General features: G+C 73.2%; 15 protein-coding genes and 1 riboswitch. Of the genes, 2 read left to right on the forward strand and 13 right to left on the reverse strand.

The window, feature by feature from the left end:
- Positions 1-36: 36 nt before the first annotated feature.
- Together BCF44_RS11685 and BCF44_RS11690 are read left to right on the forward strand one after the other, a co-directional pair.
- Positions 37-987, forward strand: a complete 951-nt coding sequence (locus tag BCF44_RS11685) for a serine protein kinase RIO (protein ID WP_116174181.1) — start codon at positions 37-39, stop codon at positions 985-987.
- 256 nt (positions 988-1,243) lie between these two features.
- On the forward strand, positions 1,244-2,845 hold the full coding sequence (locus tag BCF44_RS11690; RefSeq protein ID WP_116174182.1) for a DEAD/DEAH box helicase: 1,602 nt from the start codon (positions 1,244-1,246) through the stop codon (positions 2,843-2,845).
- Positions 2,846-2,963: 118 nt separating this feature from the next.
- On the opposite strand, the gene cobA is transcribed toward BCF44_RS11690, so the two are convergent.
- The 13 genes from cobA to BCF44_RS11745 form a co-directional block, all read right to left on the reverse strand.
- Positions 2,964-4,178 carry a uroporphyrinogen-III C-methyltransferase gene (cobA, locus tag BCF44_RS11695; RefSeq protein ID WP_116174183.1) on the reverse strand — a complete coding sequence of 405 codons (1,215 nt, stop codon included), beginning with the start codon at positions 4,176-4,178 and terminating at the stop codon, positions 2,964-2,966.
- Positions 4,168-4,761: a precorrin-8X methylmutase gene (locus tag BCF44_RS11700; protein ID WP_246014954.1), complete on the reverse strand. Its 594-nt coding sequence runs from the start codon at positions 4,759-4,761 to the stop codon at positions 4,168-4,170. Before BCF44_RS11700 ends, cobA begins: the two co-directional genes overlap by 11 nt.
- Before the next feature lie 5 nt (positions 4,762-4,766).
- Positions 4,767-5,033: a hypothetical protein gene (locus tag BCF44_RS55415; protein WP_170217487.1), complete on the reverse strand. Its 267-nt coding sequence runs from the start codon at positions 5,031-5,033 to the stop codon at positions 4,767-4,769.
- Positions 5,030-5,197, reverse strand: a complete 168-nt coding sequence (locus tag BCF44_RS55420; protein WP_170217489.1) for a hypothetical protein — start codon at positions 5,195-5,197, stop codon at positions 5,030-5,032. Before BCF44_RS55420 ends, BCF44_RS55415 begins: the two co-directional genes overlap by 4 nt.
- Positions 5,197-5,820, reverse strand: a complete 624-nt coding sequence (locus BCF44_RS11705) for a hypothetical protein (RefSeq protein ID WP_116174184.1) — start codon at positions 5,818-5,820, stop codon at positions 5,197-5,199. The genes BCF44_RS55420 and BCF44_RS11705 overlap by 1 nt, the downstream gene beginning before the upstream one ends.
- 72 nt (positions 5,821-5,892) lie before the next feature.
- Complete coding sequence (locus BCF44_RS11710; protein WP_116174185.1) at positions 5,893-6,909, reverse strand: cobalamin biosynthesis protein; 1,017 nt, start codon at positions 6,907-6,909, stop codon at positions 5,893-5,895.
- The gene (gene cbiE / locus BCF44_RS11715; protein ID WP_116174186.1) at positions 6,906-8,102 is read right to left on the reverse strand and encodes a precorrin-6y C5,15-methyltransferase (decarboxylating) subunit CbiE; all 1,197 of its coding nucleotides are present in this window, start codon (positions 8,100-8,102) and stop codon (positions 6,906-6,908) included. Before cbiE ends, BCF44_RS11710 begins: the two co-directional genes overlap by 4 nt.
- A gap of 4 nt (positions 8,103-8,106) precedes the next feature.
- Entirely contained in the window at positions 8,107-9,258 is a 1,152-nt protein-coding gene (locus BCF44_RS11720) for a cobalt-precorrin-4/precorrin-4 C(11)-methyltransferase (protein ID WP_116174187.1), read from the reverse strand.
- Positions 9,255-9,992: a precorrin-2 C(20)-methyltransferase gene (gene cobI / locus BCF44_RS11725; RefSeq protein WP_116174188.1), complete on the reverse strand. Its 738-nt coding sequence runs from the start codon at positions 9,990-9,992 to the stop codon at positions 9,255-9,257. The genes BCF44_RS11720 and cobI overlap by 4 nt, the downstream gene beginning before the upstream one ends.
- Positions 9,989-11,320 carry a cobyrinic acid a,c-diamide synthase CobB gene (locus tag BCF44_RS11730; RefSeq protein WP_116174189.1) on the reverse strand — a complete coding sequence of 444 codons (1,332 nt, stop codon included), beginning with the start codon at positions 11,318-11,320 and terminating at the stop codon, positions 9,989-9,991. The genes cobI and BCF44_RS11730 overlap by 4 nt, the downstream gene beginning before the upstream one ends.
- On the reverse strand, positions 11,314-11,928 hold the full coding sequence (cobO, locus tag BCF44_RS11735) for a cob(I)yrinic acid a,c-diamide adenosyltransferase (RefSeq protein WP_116174190.1): 615 nt from the start codon (positions 11,926-11,928) through the stop codon (positions 11,314-11,316). The genes BCF44_RS11730 and cobO overlap by 7 nt, the downstream gene beginning before the upstream one ends.
- Before the next feature lies 1 nt (position 11,929).
- Positions 11,930-13,873 (reverse strand): putative cobaltochelatase, encoded by a 1,944-nt coding sequence (locus tag BCF44_RS11740; protein WP_116174191.1) that lies wholly within the window; start codon positions 13,871-13,873, stop codon positions 11,930-11,932.
- Between the two features lie 50 nt (positions 13,874-13,923).
- A riboswitch (cobalamin riboswitch) is annotated at positions 13,924-14,008 on the reverse strand.
- Between the two features lie 61 nt (positions 14,009-14,069).
- A complete protein-coding gene (locus tag BCF44_RS11745; RefSeq protein ID WP_116174192.1) occupies positions 14,070-15,035 on the reverse strand; it encodes an SGNH/GDSL hydrolase family protein in 966 nt (321 codons plus the stop codon).

Below are 15,035 nucleotides of genomic sequence, written 5' to 3' on the forward strand. Positions count from 1 at the left end.
CGTCTTCCCAGTTCTTTTCTTGAGGAGACCTCACCAGTGCGCGAGCACGATTTCGATTTCGACCTGCCCGAACGCCGGCGCGGCAAGCGCCGGTTCGACGACGACACACCCCGTCCCACCCGCCGCGGCCGGCTGACCGAGGAGGCCAGGGGGCTGCTCGCCCAGCAGCGCGCGGACGCGGAGGACGCGATCGGGGATCCGCTGCCCGAAGGGGCCGACCGCTGGTCCACCTGGGGCGACGGCGACCTGGGACCGACGCCCCGGCCGGACTGGCTGATCACCGAGGCGGCGGCCGTGGACTACGAGCTGGGGCCGGTGAAGACCGGCAAGGAGGCCGACGTGCACCTGGTGCGCCGGTCGCTGCCCGGCTCCGACCGGACCACGCTGCTGGCCGCCAAGCGGTACCGCAGCAACGACCACCGGATGTTCCACCGCGACGCCGGGTATCTGGAGGGTCGCAGGCTGCGCAAATCCCGTGAGATGCGGGCCATCGCCACCCGCACCACGTTCGGCCGCAACCTGATCGCCGAGCAGTGGGCGGTCGCGGAGTTCGTGGCGCTGAGTCGGCTGTGGACGGTCGGCGCGCCCGTGCCGTACCCGGTGCAGCGCACCGGCACCGAGCTGCTGCTGGAGTTCCTCGGCGACGACGAGGGGGCGGCCGCGCCGCGGCTGGCGCAGCTGCGGCCGGTCGGCCCACAGCTGCGGGACCTCTGGTACCAGCTGGGGGCGGCGCTGCGCGCGCTGGCGTCGCTGGGCCTGGCCCACGGCGACCTGTCCGCGTACAACCTGCTGGTGCACGAGGACCGGCTGATGCTGATCGACCTGCCGCAGGTGGTCGACGTGGTGGCCAACCCGCGTGGGCCCGAGTTCCTGGCCCGGGACGTGCGCAACATCACGTCCTGGTTCGCGGGCAGGGGCCTGCCGGTGGAGATGTCCGACGCCGACGGGCTGATCGCGGAGCTCCTGGCGGAGGCGGGAATGGGCTGAGCGGATCGGGTGTTGTGGTCCTGCGGGGCCACAACACCTGGTTAGCGAGCTCACTGGCCTGCTGGTCGGGACCGCCCCGTTGATCAGATATAGTTATGACGCACCGCTGTGGCGAACCCGCCACCGACTCCACACAGGTTCGCGGTGCGACCCACCCACCATCGGCGCGGACAAGCGCGCCGGGCCCGTCCTTGTGAATCTCCGCGACCTTCCGCGGCGCCTTCCCCGAGACGTGCCACGTTCCGGAAGGTTATTTGTGCCCGCACCATCGTCCGACCGCCGTTACGGCAACTCTTCCTCTTCCCGCGGCGGCAACGGCGGCTACCGCCGTCGGCCGAACCGTCGCAGCAACAAGCCCGTCGAGGCGTACCAGCCGATCATCGCCGAGGACATCCCGTCCACGCTGCCCGAGGGCCCGCTGCCGACGTTCGAGGAGCTGGGGCTGGCCAAGCCCCTGCTGGACGCGCTGACCGCCAACGGCATCACCGAGCCGTTCCCGATCCAGGCCGCCACCCTGCCCGACACCATGGCCGGCCGCGACGTGCTCGGCCGCGGCCAGACCGGCTCCGGCAAGACGCTGGCCTTCGGCCTGGCGCTGCTGAGCCGGCTCAACGGCGGCCACGCCAAGCCGCTGCACCCGCGCGCCATCGTGCTCGTCCCCACCCGTGAGCTGGCCATGCAGGTCAGCGACGCCCTCACCCCGTACGCGCGGGCGCTGGGCCTGTGGTGCCGCACCGTCGTCGGCGGCACCTCGTTCACCCGCCAGGCCGACCAGCTGCGCCGCGGCGTCGACCTGCTGATCGCCACCCCGGGCCGGCTGTCCGACCACGTCCGGCAGGGCACCTGCGTGCTGTCCGACGTGGAGTTCACCGCCCTGGACGAGGCCGACCAGATGGCCGACATGGGCTTCATGCCGCAGGTCCGGGCGATCCTGGACCTGGTGGCGCCCGGCGGCCAGAAGCTGCTGTTCTCGGCCACGCTGGACCGGGACGTGGACAAGCTGGTCCGCGAGTACCTGAACAACCCGGTCGTGCACTCGGTGTCGCCGCCCACCGGCAGCGTCACCACCATGGAGCACCACCTGCTGATGGTCTCCAACGACGACAAGCCGGACGTGATCAACGAGGTCGCCGCCCGCGAGGGCCGCACGATCATGTTCGTGCGCACCAAGCACCACGTGGACCGGCTCACCAAGAAGCTGCGCTCCATCGGCGTGCACGCCGGCGCGCTGCACGGCGGCAAGGCACAGAACGCCCGCACCCGGGTGCTCAACGAGTTCCGGGACGGCACCACCCCGGTGCTGGTCGCCACCGACGTCGCCGCCCGCGGCATCCACGTCGACGACGTCAGCCTGGTCGTGCACGTCGACCCGCCGGCCGACCCCAAGGACTACCTGCACCGCGCCGGCCGCACCGCCCGCGCCGGGCAGTCCGGCACCGTCGTCACCCTGGTCACCCACGACCAGCGGCGCGCGGTGCACGGCCTGACCTCGCGGGCCGGCGTCAAGCCGACCAGCACCAACGTCCGCCCCGGCGACGAGGACCTGGTGCGCATCACCGGCGCCCGCGTGCCGAGCGGCGAGCCGGTGCCGGAGTTCGTGCCGAAGAAGCGCACCCCGCGCCCGGGCGGCACGGGCGGCGGCGGCCAGCGTCGCGGCTGGGGCGACCGCGGCGAGCGGTCCTCCGCCGAGCGCGGCGGCCGCAGCTGGGGCGAGCGCAGCTACGGCGGCGACCGCAGCGAGCGTGGCAGCCGCGGCGGCCACGGTCACGGCGGCCCGCGCGGCGAGCACGGCCACGGCGGTCCCCGTGGCGAGGGTCGCAGCTACGGCGGCGACCGCCGCCGCAGCTACAACCACTGACCCCAACCGCTGACGAACACCCCCGCGAGTCGCGCTCTCAGACACACCGAATGTAGGTCTCAGGCATAGGCCCGAAACCCACATTCGGTAGTTCCCAGAGCGCGACTCGCGGGGGTTTTCAGTGGAGGTGGTCGCCCAGGGCGGCTACGGGGCCGATGACGACGATGGCCGGGGGGCGGATTTCTTCGGCGAGCACGCGGTCCGCGACCTCGGAGAGAGTCGTGCGCAGAATGCGCTCGGAGCGGGTGGTGCCTTCCTGGATCACCGCTACGGGGGTGTCGGCGGGGCGGCCACTCAGCAGGGCGTCGGCGAAGGCACGGATGCGTTCGACGGCCATCAGCAGCACCAGGGTGCCCTTGAGCCGGGCCAGCGCGGGCCAGTCCACCAGCGAGCGGGGGTCGTCGGGGGCAACGTGCCCGGACACCACGACCACCTCGTGCGCGACGCCCCGGTGGGTGACGGGCACGCCGGCCACCGCCGGCACGCCGAAGGCGCTGGTCACGCCGGGCACGATGGTCACCGGCACGCCGGCGTCGGCGCAGGCCAGCAGCTCCTCGAAGCCCCGCCCGAACAGGTACGGGTCGCCGCCCTTGAGCCGGACCACGAACCTGCCGGCCTTGGCCTCCTCGATCAGCGTCGAGTTGATCACGTCCTGGCTGGCCGACCGGCCGTAGGGGATCTTGGCCGCGTCCACCACGCGCACGTGCGGCGGCAGCTCGTCCAGCAGCTGCATGGGCCCGAGCCGGTCCACGACCACGACGTCGGCCAGCGACAGCAGCCGCCGACCGCGCACGGTGATCAGCTCCGGGTCGCCGGGACCTCCGCCGACCAGCGCGACACCGCCCTCGCGGGGCTTCTCCGGACGGTCGACGACCGCGCCCGTACGCAGGGCGGTGAGCACGCCGTCCCGCACCGCGGCGGAGCGCCGGGGCTGGCCGCCGGACAGCACACCGACCAGCAGCCCGTCGTGCTCGCCGACGGCCGGTGTGACGGCGCTGCCCTGGGTGCCGGCATCGGAGCGCACGCAGAAGATCCGGCGGCGCTCGGCCTCGGCGGCGACGGCCTCGTTGACCTCGGTCACCTGCGTGCAGGTGACGACGTACCAGGCGCCGTCCAGGTCGCCGTCGGCGTACGGCCGCGGGTGCCAGGTCAGCTCGCCGGCGTCGGCCAAGCCCTGTACCGCCGGCGTGACATGCGGCGCGATCACCTCGACGGCGGCGCCGGACGCGACCAGGCGCGGCAGCCGGCGCTGAGCGACGGTGCCGCCGCCGACGACCACCACGCGCCGGCCGGCCAGGTCGAGTCCGACCAGGTAGTGCTGCTCAACGGACATGGGCGTCAGCCTGCCATGCGTCGACCAGCGCGTTGACCACGGAACCGGCGATCGCCGCGCCCCCGCGCTCGGTGGCGGAGCTGGCCGCCGGCAGCCCGGAGCGCCGCAGCGCGGCCTTGGCGTCGACGGACCCGACGAAGCCGACCGGAATGCCGATCACCAGCGCCGGCCGCAGCGATCCGGCGGCCGCCAGCCGCAGGATCTCCTGCAACGCCGTCGGCGCGTTGCCCACAGCCCACACCGCGCCGTCGGGAAAAGCCCTGGCAGCCAACCGAATCCCGGCCGCGGACCGGGTTGTCCCCTCGGCCTTGGCCAGCTCGGCGACACCCGGCATGTCCAGCCCGATGACGGCGTCACGCGGCGCGACGGCCGCCGCCAACATCCGGACGTCCACGACCAGCGGTCCGCCCGCGCCCAACGCGTCCCGGCCGGCGGCCAGCGCCTGCTCGTCCAGCACGAGGTCGCCGAGCCAGGTCGGGTCGGCCGTGGTGAGGATCACGCGTTCCACGACGGCCCGGGTCAACGGCGGCAGGTGCGCGGTGTCCACCCGGGACCGCAGGACGGCAAGCTGCTGGTCGGTCACACGGGTCAGGATTTCACGACGATCCGCGCGTCCCGGGGTCGGTCGAAGCAGGAAGCGCTGACCAGGCCGTAGCCGTCCTCGATGTACACCGTGCCGCTCCGCTCGACGTGCCCGTCGACGCAGGTCACGTCCATGGCGAACGCCCCGGTGCCGTGGCACCAGCCCGTCGCGGAGCGGTCGCCGAGCCGGGCGCCGCAGTCGTGCAGGCCGGTGTCGGCGGCGGCCACGCCGGCCGACAGCAGCATCAGCGCCGCGACCAGCAGCGCCCTCACTCCCCCGGCTCCATCTCGACGATCTTCCGCTCGCCGGTGGGCTCCTCGGCCGGCTCCGGCGCCGCGAACCGGCGCCGCGCCAGGAACCCGGCGGCGGTGACGGCCGAGCCGGCCACGAAGGACACCAGGCACAGCACAAAAACCTGGCCGAACAACCACGTCATCAGGCACTCCTGGTCTTGTCCACAACGACACCGCTGCCGTACAGCCGCCCGAGCAGCTTGGCGGTGCTGGCCTTGCGCGCGGCGTCCGGCTGCACCCCGTCCAGCACCACCCGACCGTCCACGACGGACACCTTCACGTCCGTGCCCGGCGCCTGCGTCAGCACCGACACCAGGGCGGCGACCGCGGTCGTGGTCATCGCGAAGTCGGTGTCGGGGCTGGTCGTGGTGTGGTCGACGAGCGTGCGGCCGTGCGTGTACTCCCCGATCACCTGGAGATACTGCTTGCGCCACGCGTCCCGCTGGGTGGTGCCGGTGACCACGACCTGGCTGTCGTCGACGGCGATCGTCAACGGCGCCAACGCCGGCTCGCGCGCGCTCACCGTCCGCACGCCGGGCAGCGCCTGCACGACTTCCTTGGCCGCCGGGATCCGCTCGAACGGCACGCCGACCAGCGTCACGTCCCGGCCGCTGACCACCACGTCGCCCACGCCGTTCAACGCCTTCGACGATTCGGCGCTGATCTGGCGTTCGATGTCGCCGCCCTGCACGGCGATGCCGACCAGCGCCAGCGCTGCGGGGACGGCGACGGCGGACGTCAGCCAGTATCGGGTCCAGGGGCGCACGGTCCGTGTCTACCGGTCGTGCGCCGGCATCGGACACAGGCTGGCCGACGGTTCACCCGGCCGTGCGACGCCCTATGGCCTGATGCGGGCCGCGGCGACGGTGACGTTCACGCCTTTCGCCTTCGGCACCACCAGTTCCACGGCCCGCCCCTCGGCCATCTCCGCAGCCGCGTAGAGCGCGGCGGCCTCGGCGACGCTGGGCGTGCCGGTCTCCCGCTGCACCACCGGACTCGGGTTGGGAACGTCCACAGTGGACAGCGTGTCGGCCGGGTAGGTGAGCAGCTTCGGCGGGGCCTCGCCGATGCTGCCCTGGCCGTGCCAGAAGTTCCAGTCCTCCAACGCCTGGAGCACGCCCTCCTCGCGGGCCTTGAGGTCGATGCTCGCGAACGCCCGCACCGCGCGCAGGTCCAGCCCGAAGTCCCACTCCAGCATGGACAGCACGGAGGTGACCTCGTCGCCGGACACGCCCGTGGACGCGCCGAGCCCGACCACCAGCGTGCGCGGCACGATGCGCAGCAGCTCGCCGTCGGCCGCCGGCTCGGCCAACCGGTCGTCGATCAGAATCGTCCAGCGTGCGGCGTGTGTCTGGCCGACGTTGTCGGGCATCGGCGGCAGCTCGTAGCCCATCGGGTTGAGCAGCCGGATCGGCTCGCCGTCGAGCATCGCCGCCGCGCACTCGGCGATGTCGCCGTCCACGGTGGCGTCGAGCTGCTCGACCAGCTGCTCCAGCACGGTGTCGCCGGTGTTGTCGCTGCCGCTGGACTGCACCATCGTCAGGTCGAGCACCTCGGCGATGCGGTCGGCGAGCGCGTTGGCCCCGCCGGAGCTGCCGCCGGCCAGCACCACGACGAAGCCCTCGGTGACACACACGACCGCCGGCGAGGACTCGTCCTGCACCAGCATCGGCGCGATGCTGCGGACGGCCGCGCCGGTCGGCATCAGCAGCACCGCCGAGCCCAGCTTGCCCCACATCCGGTGCACGGCCTGGTGCACGGGGCCGTCCGCGACCACGGTGTCCCGGCCCAGTTTCGTCGACAGCTCGACGGCGAGCTTGCGCTGCTCCGCGTCGATGGCGAACAACCCGATCATGACCGCACTCCCCACAACACCGTCACCGGGTTGACCGCCGACAGCCGGCTCGACCCGTCGGGCAGGTCGGCCAGCCGGGACGCCGACAGCTGCACGCCCTCGACCCGGTAACCGCTCTCCCGCAACGCATCCCGCGCCGGCGCGACCCGGTCCACCGCCGCCAGCGACACCACCATCCGCGGTGCGCCGACGCTGGCCGCCGCCCGCACCACCTTCGTCCCGCCGCCGCCGACGAAGATCGCGTCCGGCTCGGGCATTCCGTGCACGGCGGCCAGGAACTCCGCCTCCACCACCCGCACGTCCACGCCGTGCGTGGTGACGTTGGCGATGATCCGCACGCACTGCACGGGATCCCGCTCCACGGCGACGACCGCCGCGCCGAACCGCGCGCATTCCACCGCGACGGAGCCTGATCCCGCGCCCACGTCCCAGATCAGCGTGCCCGGCGCGGGCGCGAGCTTGGCCAGCGCCAGCGCCCGGACCTCGGCCTTGGTCACCATGCCGTCGCGGTGCGCGAAGTCGTCCTCCGGCAGCGCCCACCCGCTCGTGCCGGGCAGCGGCTCGCCGCCGGCCAGCCAGCCGCGCGGCGCGACCGCGTCCGGATCGGCAAGGCACAGCACGACATTCGGCTCCCGCCACGTCCGACGGGCGGCATCGGCGGCGTCCACAGTGGACAGAATTTCGTCGCCGCCGATGTCCTCGGCCACCACGAAGGTCCGCCGCCAGCCGGTCAGCCCGGCCGCCAGCTCCGCCGGGCCCGCGCCGGGCGCGGTCAGCACCGCGACCGCGGGCCGCGCGCGGCAGACGTTCAGCGCCTGGCGCAGCCCGCGGCCGTGCGCGCTGACCACCGTGACGTCGTCCCACGGCCGGCCGACGAGCGCGGCCAGCCGCTGCACGCTGGACGGGGCCGGCACCACCTGCGGCCGGATTCCCTTGTCCCGCAACGCCCTCAGCACGCCGAAGTAGCCCGGGTCGCCGGAGGCGAGCACCACCGCCGGCCCATGCTCGGCGGTGTGCGCGGCCAGCGCCTCCAGCGCCTTGTCCAGCGCCCCCAGCTCGATGGTGGTGGCGCCGTTGCGGACGTGCAGCTCCAGGTGCCGACGACCGCCGACGACCAGGGTCGCCTTGTCCAGCAGCGCCTCGCCGCCGGGCGGCAGCGCGGCCCCGTCCACCCCGATCACGGTGATCGTCATCAGCTCACCCGCTCTTGCGTGTCCTCTTCGCCTGCGTGGTCCGTGCCTTGGCCGGCTGCTGCTTCGCGGTCGGCTTGGTGGCCCCGGTCTGGTTGGTCCTGGCCGTGGTCCGCGGGGCGGCGGGCTTGATCGCCGCCGGGGACACGGTCACCTTCTGCGGCTCCTCGGCCGCCACGTCGTCCAGGCTGGTCTGGTCGGCGTCCGGCTGCTTGGCCGCGGCCTTCGGCGCGGGCGCCTTGGTCCGGGCGTCGGCCTGCCAGTTGTGCACCGCGCGCCAGGCGGCCTGCGAGGTCTCGCCGGACGCCTGCACCGGCACCTCGCTACGTGCTGCGGCGATGCGGTTGGTGCGGCCGGCCCGCGCCGACCAGGAGGTCCGGCGCGCGGCGCGCTCGCTACCCGGCTCCAGGGCCTCCTCGACCGGCTCGGCGCTCTCCGTGCGGCGGTAGCGGGCCTTGGTGCCCGGGGCCATCGCCTTGCCCACCAGGAACAGCGTGTGCCGCCACAGCTTGCGCTGCTTGACGGTCGCCTCCAGCTCGCCGAGCGTGGTGTTCAGCAGCAGCTCGTCCGGCCACGTCGTCTTGTACGCCACCACGACCGGCGTGTCCGCGCCGTAGCCGCCCTCGGTGAGCTCCTCGACGAGCTGCGCGGTGCGGGCCGCCGCCACGAAGACGCCCATCGTCGCGCCGTGCCCGGCGAGCTGGCGGATCTGGGTGGCGTCCGGCAGCGCGGTGGCGTCCACCCGGGTGAGGATCACCGACTGGTCCACATCGGTCAGCTCGCGGCCGACCGCGGACACCGCCGCCGACACCTGCGACACGCCCGGCACGATCTCGGTCTCGACGCCGATCCGGCGGCAGGCGTCGACCTGGTCGCGCACCGCGCCCCAGAGCACCGGGTCGCCGGTGATCATCCGGACCACCTGGAGCTTGTCCCGCGCGGCCCGCCGGAACAGCTCCACGACGTCGTCCCCGCCGGTTCGCGACAGGTCGATCAGCTCGGCGTCGGCACGCACGTGCTCGCGGACGCACTCGGCGTCGACCAGACTCGGCGCCCAGACCACCACGTCCGCGTCGGCCAACCTGCGTGCGCCGCGCACGGTGATCAGATCGGCGGCGCCCGGACCCGCGCCGACGAAGGACACCAACCCCGACTTCACAACTGCTCCCCTCTCCCGCCTCGGGGCGGAAGTATCACGACCGTGGACAAGTACGGCGCAGCAACCGACTCGTCCACATCGGACAGGGGGAGCACCCGCGCCCGATCCGTGCCGAGATGCTCGGCGTACACCGAGCGGTCCAGCGCCCCGGCGGCCACGATCTCGGCTTTCAGCTCGTCGAGACGACGGCCGCCCTTGTAGGCGACGACCGTACCGCCACCCCGCAAGGCCGCCCGCAGCCCGGTCACCTCTCGGGTCACGGGCACCAGGGTGAGCGACTCGACGCCCTCGACCAGATGGAGTCCGGCGGTGCTGGCGGCCGCCTGCATGGCGGTGATGCCGGGGCTGAGGACCACTTCCACCTCGGGCAGCAACCGCCGAACGGTGGCCGCGAGGTAGGTGAAAGTGGAGTAGATCATCGGGTCGCCGATGGTCGCGAACACCGCGCTGCCGCCCTTTTCGCGCAGATGTTCGGCGACTCGCGTGCCCGCGGCGTCCCACAGTTCGTTACGACGTTGTTGTGAACCGCGCACGTCGTCGTTGAGCGCGAACACCAGTCGCTCGATCGGGGCGTCGACCGGCAGGTGCGCGCGGACCACGGCCTCCGAGCGGCCCTCCTCCTCGGTCGACATCACCGGCACGAAGACGCGGCCGGCCGCCTTGAGCTCGCGCAGGCCGGCGAGGGTGAGCAGCTCCGGGTCGCCGGGGCCGACGCCGAGTCCGACCAGTCTCACTTCGTGCACCTTTCGACGAACCGCCTGATGGCCTGCGGGGCGCCGGCCGGATGTGTGTGCAGGTAGGAGGCGTGCACGCCGCCGTGGACGAAGCCCTCGGGCTCGGCGTCGCGCCACCGCCACGCCGGTTGGTCGCCGTGCCGGGGCGTGACGGCGGTGCGGTGGAACTCGTGTCCCGTCACCCGGTCCCCGATCGAGTGCAATGTTGACTCGACCGGGGCTAGAGCGTCGCGGTACCCGAGGGTCAGTCGGGAAGTCATGGCCGCTACGGCCGGCAGCACGCCGCACATCGGCAGGCCGTCGAGTTCCCGCGCGAGGTAGAGCAGGCCGCCGCATTCGGCGTGCACAGGCGCGCCGCTGGCGGCCAGCTCGGCGACCTCCCGCCGCAGCGAGTCGTTCGCGGACAGCTCGGCGGCGTGCTGCTCGGGGAAGCCGCCCGGCAGCACGAGACCGGCGGTTCCATCGGGGAGTTCCTTGTCCCGCAACGGATCCACCACGGCCACCTGCGCGCCGGCCGCCTTGAGCAGCTCCACGTGTTCGGCGTACCCGAACGTGAAGGCCGATCCCCCGGCCACCGCGACGACGGGCCGGGCGCTCACCGGATCGACGTCCGGCGACCACGGTTGCGCCGTCAACGACGGCGCGGTCGCCGCCAGCGCGGACACCTCGTCCAGGTCCACGCCGGCGGCAACGGAGTCCGCCATCGCCTCGACCGCTTGCACCGCAACGGATCCGTGCTCCGCGGCGGTAACGAGACCGAGGTGCCGCGACGGCACCTCCAACCCCTGCGACCGCCGCACGACCCCCAGCACGTCGAGGCCGATCTCGTCGCATGCCTCGGTCAGCACCTGCTCGTGCCGCTCCGACCCGACCTGGTTCAGGATCACTCCGGCCAGGCGGACGGTGGCGTCGTAGGAACGGAACCCGTGCAGGAGAGCCGCGAGGCTGCGGCCCTGCCCCCGGCCGTCGACCACCAGCACGACCGGCGCCTGCAACAACGACGCCACATGGGCGGTGGAACCGAAGCCGTCCGTTCCGATGCGGCCGTCGAACAGGCCCATCACGCCCTCGATCACGGCGATGTCGGCGCCGTGCGAGCCGTGCCGGCACAGCGGCGCGATCCGCTCCTCGCCGACCAGCACCGGGTCGAGGTTCCGGCCGGGCCGGCCGGCGGCCAGCGTGTGGTAGCCGGGGTCGATGTAGTCCGGGCCGACCTTGAACGGGGCCACCCGGCCGCCGCGCCGCCGCAGCGCGGCCATCAGCCCGGTGGCCACCGTGGTCTTGCCGCTGCCCGACGACGGCGCGGCGATCACCAGCCTGGCTACCACTCGATCCCCCGCTGGCCCTTCTGGCCGGCGTCCATGGGGTGCTTGACCTTGGTCATCTCCACCACGAGGTCGGCGGCGTCCACCAGCTTCTCCGGCGCGTTCCGGCCGGTGATCACGACGTGCTGGAAGCCGGGGCGGTCGCGCAGCGTGGCCACCACCTCGTCGACGTCGACCCAGCCCCACTTCAGGGGGTAGGTGAACTCGTCGAGCACGTACAGGCCGTGCTCCTCGGCGGCGAGCCGGCGCTGGATCTCCCGCCAGCCCTCCAGCGCGGCGGCGGCGTGGTCCTCGTCGCTGCCGGGCTTGCGGGTCCACGACCAGCCCTCGCCCATCTTGTGCCACGCCACCGGGCCGCCCTGGCCGGTGCGCTCGTGCACCTCGCCCAGCGCCCGGAACGCGGCCTCCTCGCCGACCTTCCACTTCGCCGATTTCACGAACTGGAATACGCCGATGGACCAGCCCTGGTTCCAGCCGCGCAGGGCCAGCCCGAAGGCGGCGGTGGACTTGCCCTTCATCACGCCGGTGTGCACGACGACCAGCGGCCGGTTGCGGCGCTGCCTGGTGGTCAGGCCGTCGGCGGGGACGACTTCCGGCTTTCCCTGTGGCATGTCAGGCCGCCCTCGTCGCTCGCACCACACCGGCCACCTGCTCGGCCGACAGCTGTTCCAACCGCAGGCAGACGCCGTCCAGCGCCGTCGCCAGCTTGTCGGCGAGGCCGAGCCGGACGGGCCCGTTCTCGCAGTCCACCACCACCGTGGCGACGCCGTCGGCCGCGAGCATCGCCGCCGCCCTGAGCGAATCCTGCACGGGGTCGTGCCCGGGACGCGCGGCGGTGGCGCGGCCGTCCGTGACGACGACCAGCAGCGGTCGCCGGCGCGGATCGCGCAGGCGTTCCACCGACAACACCTTGTGCGCCTTCAACAAACCGTCCGCCAGCGGCGTGCGGCCGCCGGTGCGGAGCTTGCGCAGGCGGGCCACCGCGGCGTCCACGGACGACGTCGGCGGCAGCGCCACCTGCGCCTCGGTGCCGCGGAACGTCACCACGCCGACCTTGTCCCGCCGCTGATACGCGTCACGCAGCAGCGACAGCACAGCGCCGCTCACCGCCGACATGCGCTGCCGTGCGGCCATGGAGCCGGAGGCGTCGACGGCGAACAGGACGAGGTTGCCTTCCTTGCCCTCACGCACGGCGAGTCGCAGATCCTCGCCCGTGAGCCGGAGCCCCGCGCCGTCACGCCCACGCGCCCGCTGGTGCGGGGCGGCAGCGGTGACAGTGCCGATGAGGTGCAGGCCGTGACCGTCCACGGTGGAGGAACGCACCGTGCGACCGCCGGTCGACCGCGCACGGGACCGTCGCCCGGGAGCGCCCTCGCCGACACCGGGAACCTGCAACAGCCGGGCCTTGAACGCCGACGAGGGCGCGGCCGGGGCCTGGTCCTTCGGCGCCTTGCCCTCGCCTTGCTGCTGTTGCTGTTGTTGCGGCGCCTGCGATTCCGGTGGGCTCTCGCCGCCGTCGGGGTCATCGTCCGGGTCGTCGTCGATCTCGGCGGAGGCCTGCTGCATCGCCTCTTGCAGCTGCTGCTCGTCGACACCGGGCTCGTCGAACGGGTCTCGCCGGCGGCGGTGCGGCAGCGCCAGCCGGACCGCGATCTCCACGTCCTCCTCGGTGACGGTGTTCGCCCCGCGCCACGCGCAGTGCGCGCTGGCCGTGCGGGCCACCACCAGGTCCGCACGCATGCCGTCCACCTCGAACGCCGCGCACACGGCCGCGATCCGGCGCAGCTCCGTGTCCGGCAGCACCACGTTCGGCAGCTCCGCGCGTGCCTTCACGATCCGCGCCGCGAGCTCCGCATCCGCGTCCGCCCAATCCGCCGCGAAGCCCGCGGGGTCCGCCTCGTACGACAGACGCCGGCGGATGACCTCCGTACGGGTCGAGACGTCCCGTGACGCCAGCACCTGCACCGTGAGCCCGAAGCGGTCCAGCAGCTGCGGGCGTAGCTCCCCCTCCTCGGGGTTCATCGTGCCCACGAGCAGGAACGACGCCGCGTGCGACACGGACACGCCCTCGCGCTCCACGTGCGCACGCCCCATCGCCGCCGCATCCAGCAGCAGGTCCACGAGGTGGTCGTGCAGGAGGTTGACCTCGTCCACGTACAGGACGCCGCGGTGCGCGGCCGCCAGCAGACCCGGCTGGTACGCGCGCACGCCCTCGGTCAGCGCCCGCTCCAGGTCCAGCGAGCCGACCAGGCGGTCCTCCGTGGCACCGACCGGCAGCTCCACCAGCCGTGACGGCCGACGGTCGGCGCCCGCGCCGTGCGGGCCGTCCGGGCAGTCGGGGTCGGGGTTGGCCGGGTCGCACGCGAACCGGCAGCCCGGCACCACGTCCAGGTCCGGCAGCAGCGCGGCGAGCGCCCGCACGATGGTCGACTTGGCGGTGCCCTTCTCGCCGCGCACGAGCACGCCGCCGATGGCCGGGTGCACCGCGTTGAGCAGCAGCGACAGTCGTAGGTCGTCGTGGCCGACGACCGCCGAGAACGGGAAGCGGGGTGCCATGCCAAGTCCTTCCTCGGGTGTCCACGCCCGGGTCCGGCGGACGAGGGGCCGAGTTCCTGACTCCCGGGCCGTAGTCAACTCGACTGCGGCCAGGTCACAGTGGCGGGACCGTCCCGGACTCGCACCGGGTTCCTCGCACACACCTCGCTGTCGGCGGGCAGTCTAGTTGCATGCCCGCCGGCAGCGAGGCGGTGAATCAGCCCTTGACCAGGGCGTGGGCCAGCGCCGTGAGGGTGCTCACACTCGCGGTCGGCGCGTGTGGCGTCACCGTCGTCACGACGCGGCTCGCGCCGAGGACGCCGGCGATGATGCCCGCCTCGCCGACCATGCCGGCCTTGCGCGGGTGGTACGGGTAGGCGGCGAACAGGTCGAACGACTGCCCCTGGACCCAGGCGTTGTCGCCCGCGCACGCGTCGTGCCCGAGCGACGGCCCGTACGTGTCGACGTACGTCGCGTTCGCGGCCGCCGCGGCGTTGGACACGGCGGCGTTGAGCGCATGCTCGATGCTGTCCAGGTACGGGTAGTCGCCGTCGGCGAAGGGCAGCACGTCCGGGCAGGTGCCGGTCGGCGGCGCGATACGCGGGTAGCCGATGACCAGCACCCTCGCGTGCGGCGAGCGCTGGTGGATGCCCTGCACCACGGCCGTCACCCTGCCCTGCGTGGCGGCGATGCTCGCCAGCAGCGTGTCCTGCCCGTTCACGGTGAAGTGCGCCTTGCACGGCGCGCCAGTGGGATCGGAGGCACGCAGACCGGGACAGGTGCCGACGACGTTGCCGAACACGCCGTCGTCGTTGCCGCCGATGCCGACCGTGACGAGGTCGGTGTCCGCGCGCAGGGCGTTGAACTGCGGCGGGTTCGTGCCGAACAGCGGCACGCTCTGCGCGGCGGTCATGTTGGTGGTGTCCGCGCCGCCGCAGCTGACGTCGGTGTAGCTGCTCACGTGCAGAGTCGCGGCGAGCAGCGCCGGGTAGTTGTTGGTGGAGCGGACGCACCCGATGGGATCGAGGCGCAGGAACGGGATGAACGGGCCGGAGGTGTACGAGTCGCCGAGGGCGACGTAGCGGGAGTAGGTGGGCGTCGCCGCGGCGGCGGCGCCCGTGCCTAGGCAGACGAGGGATGTGAGGACGACAACCGCGGCTGTGAGCAGGCGGCGCAGGGTCAT

Source organism: Kutzneria buriramensis, assembly GCF_003387475.1.
Classification (GTDB): Bacteria; Actinomycetota; Actinomycetes; order Mycobacteriales; family Pseudonocardiaceae; genus Kutzneria; species Kutzneria buriramensis.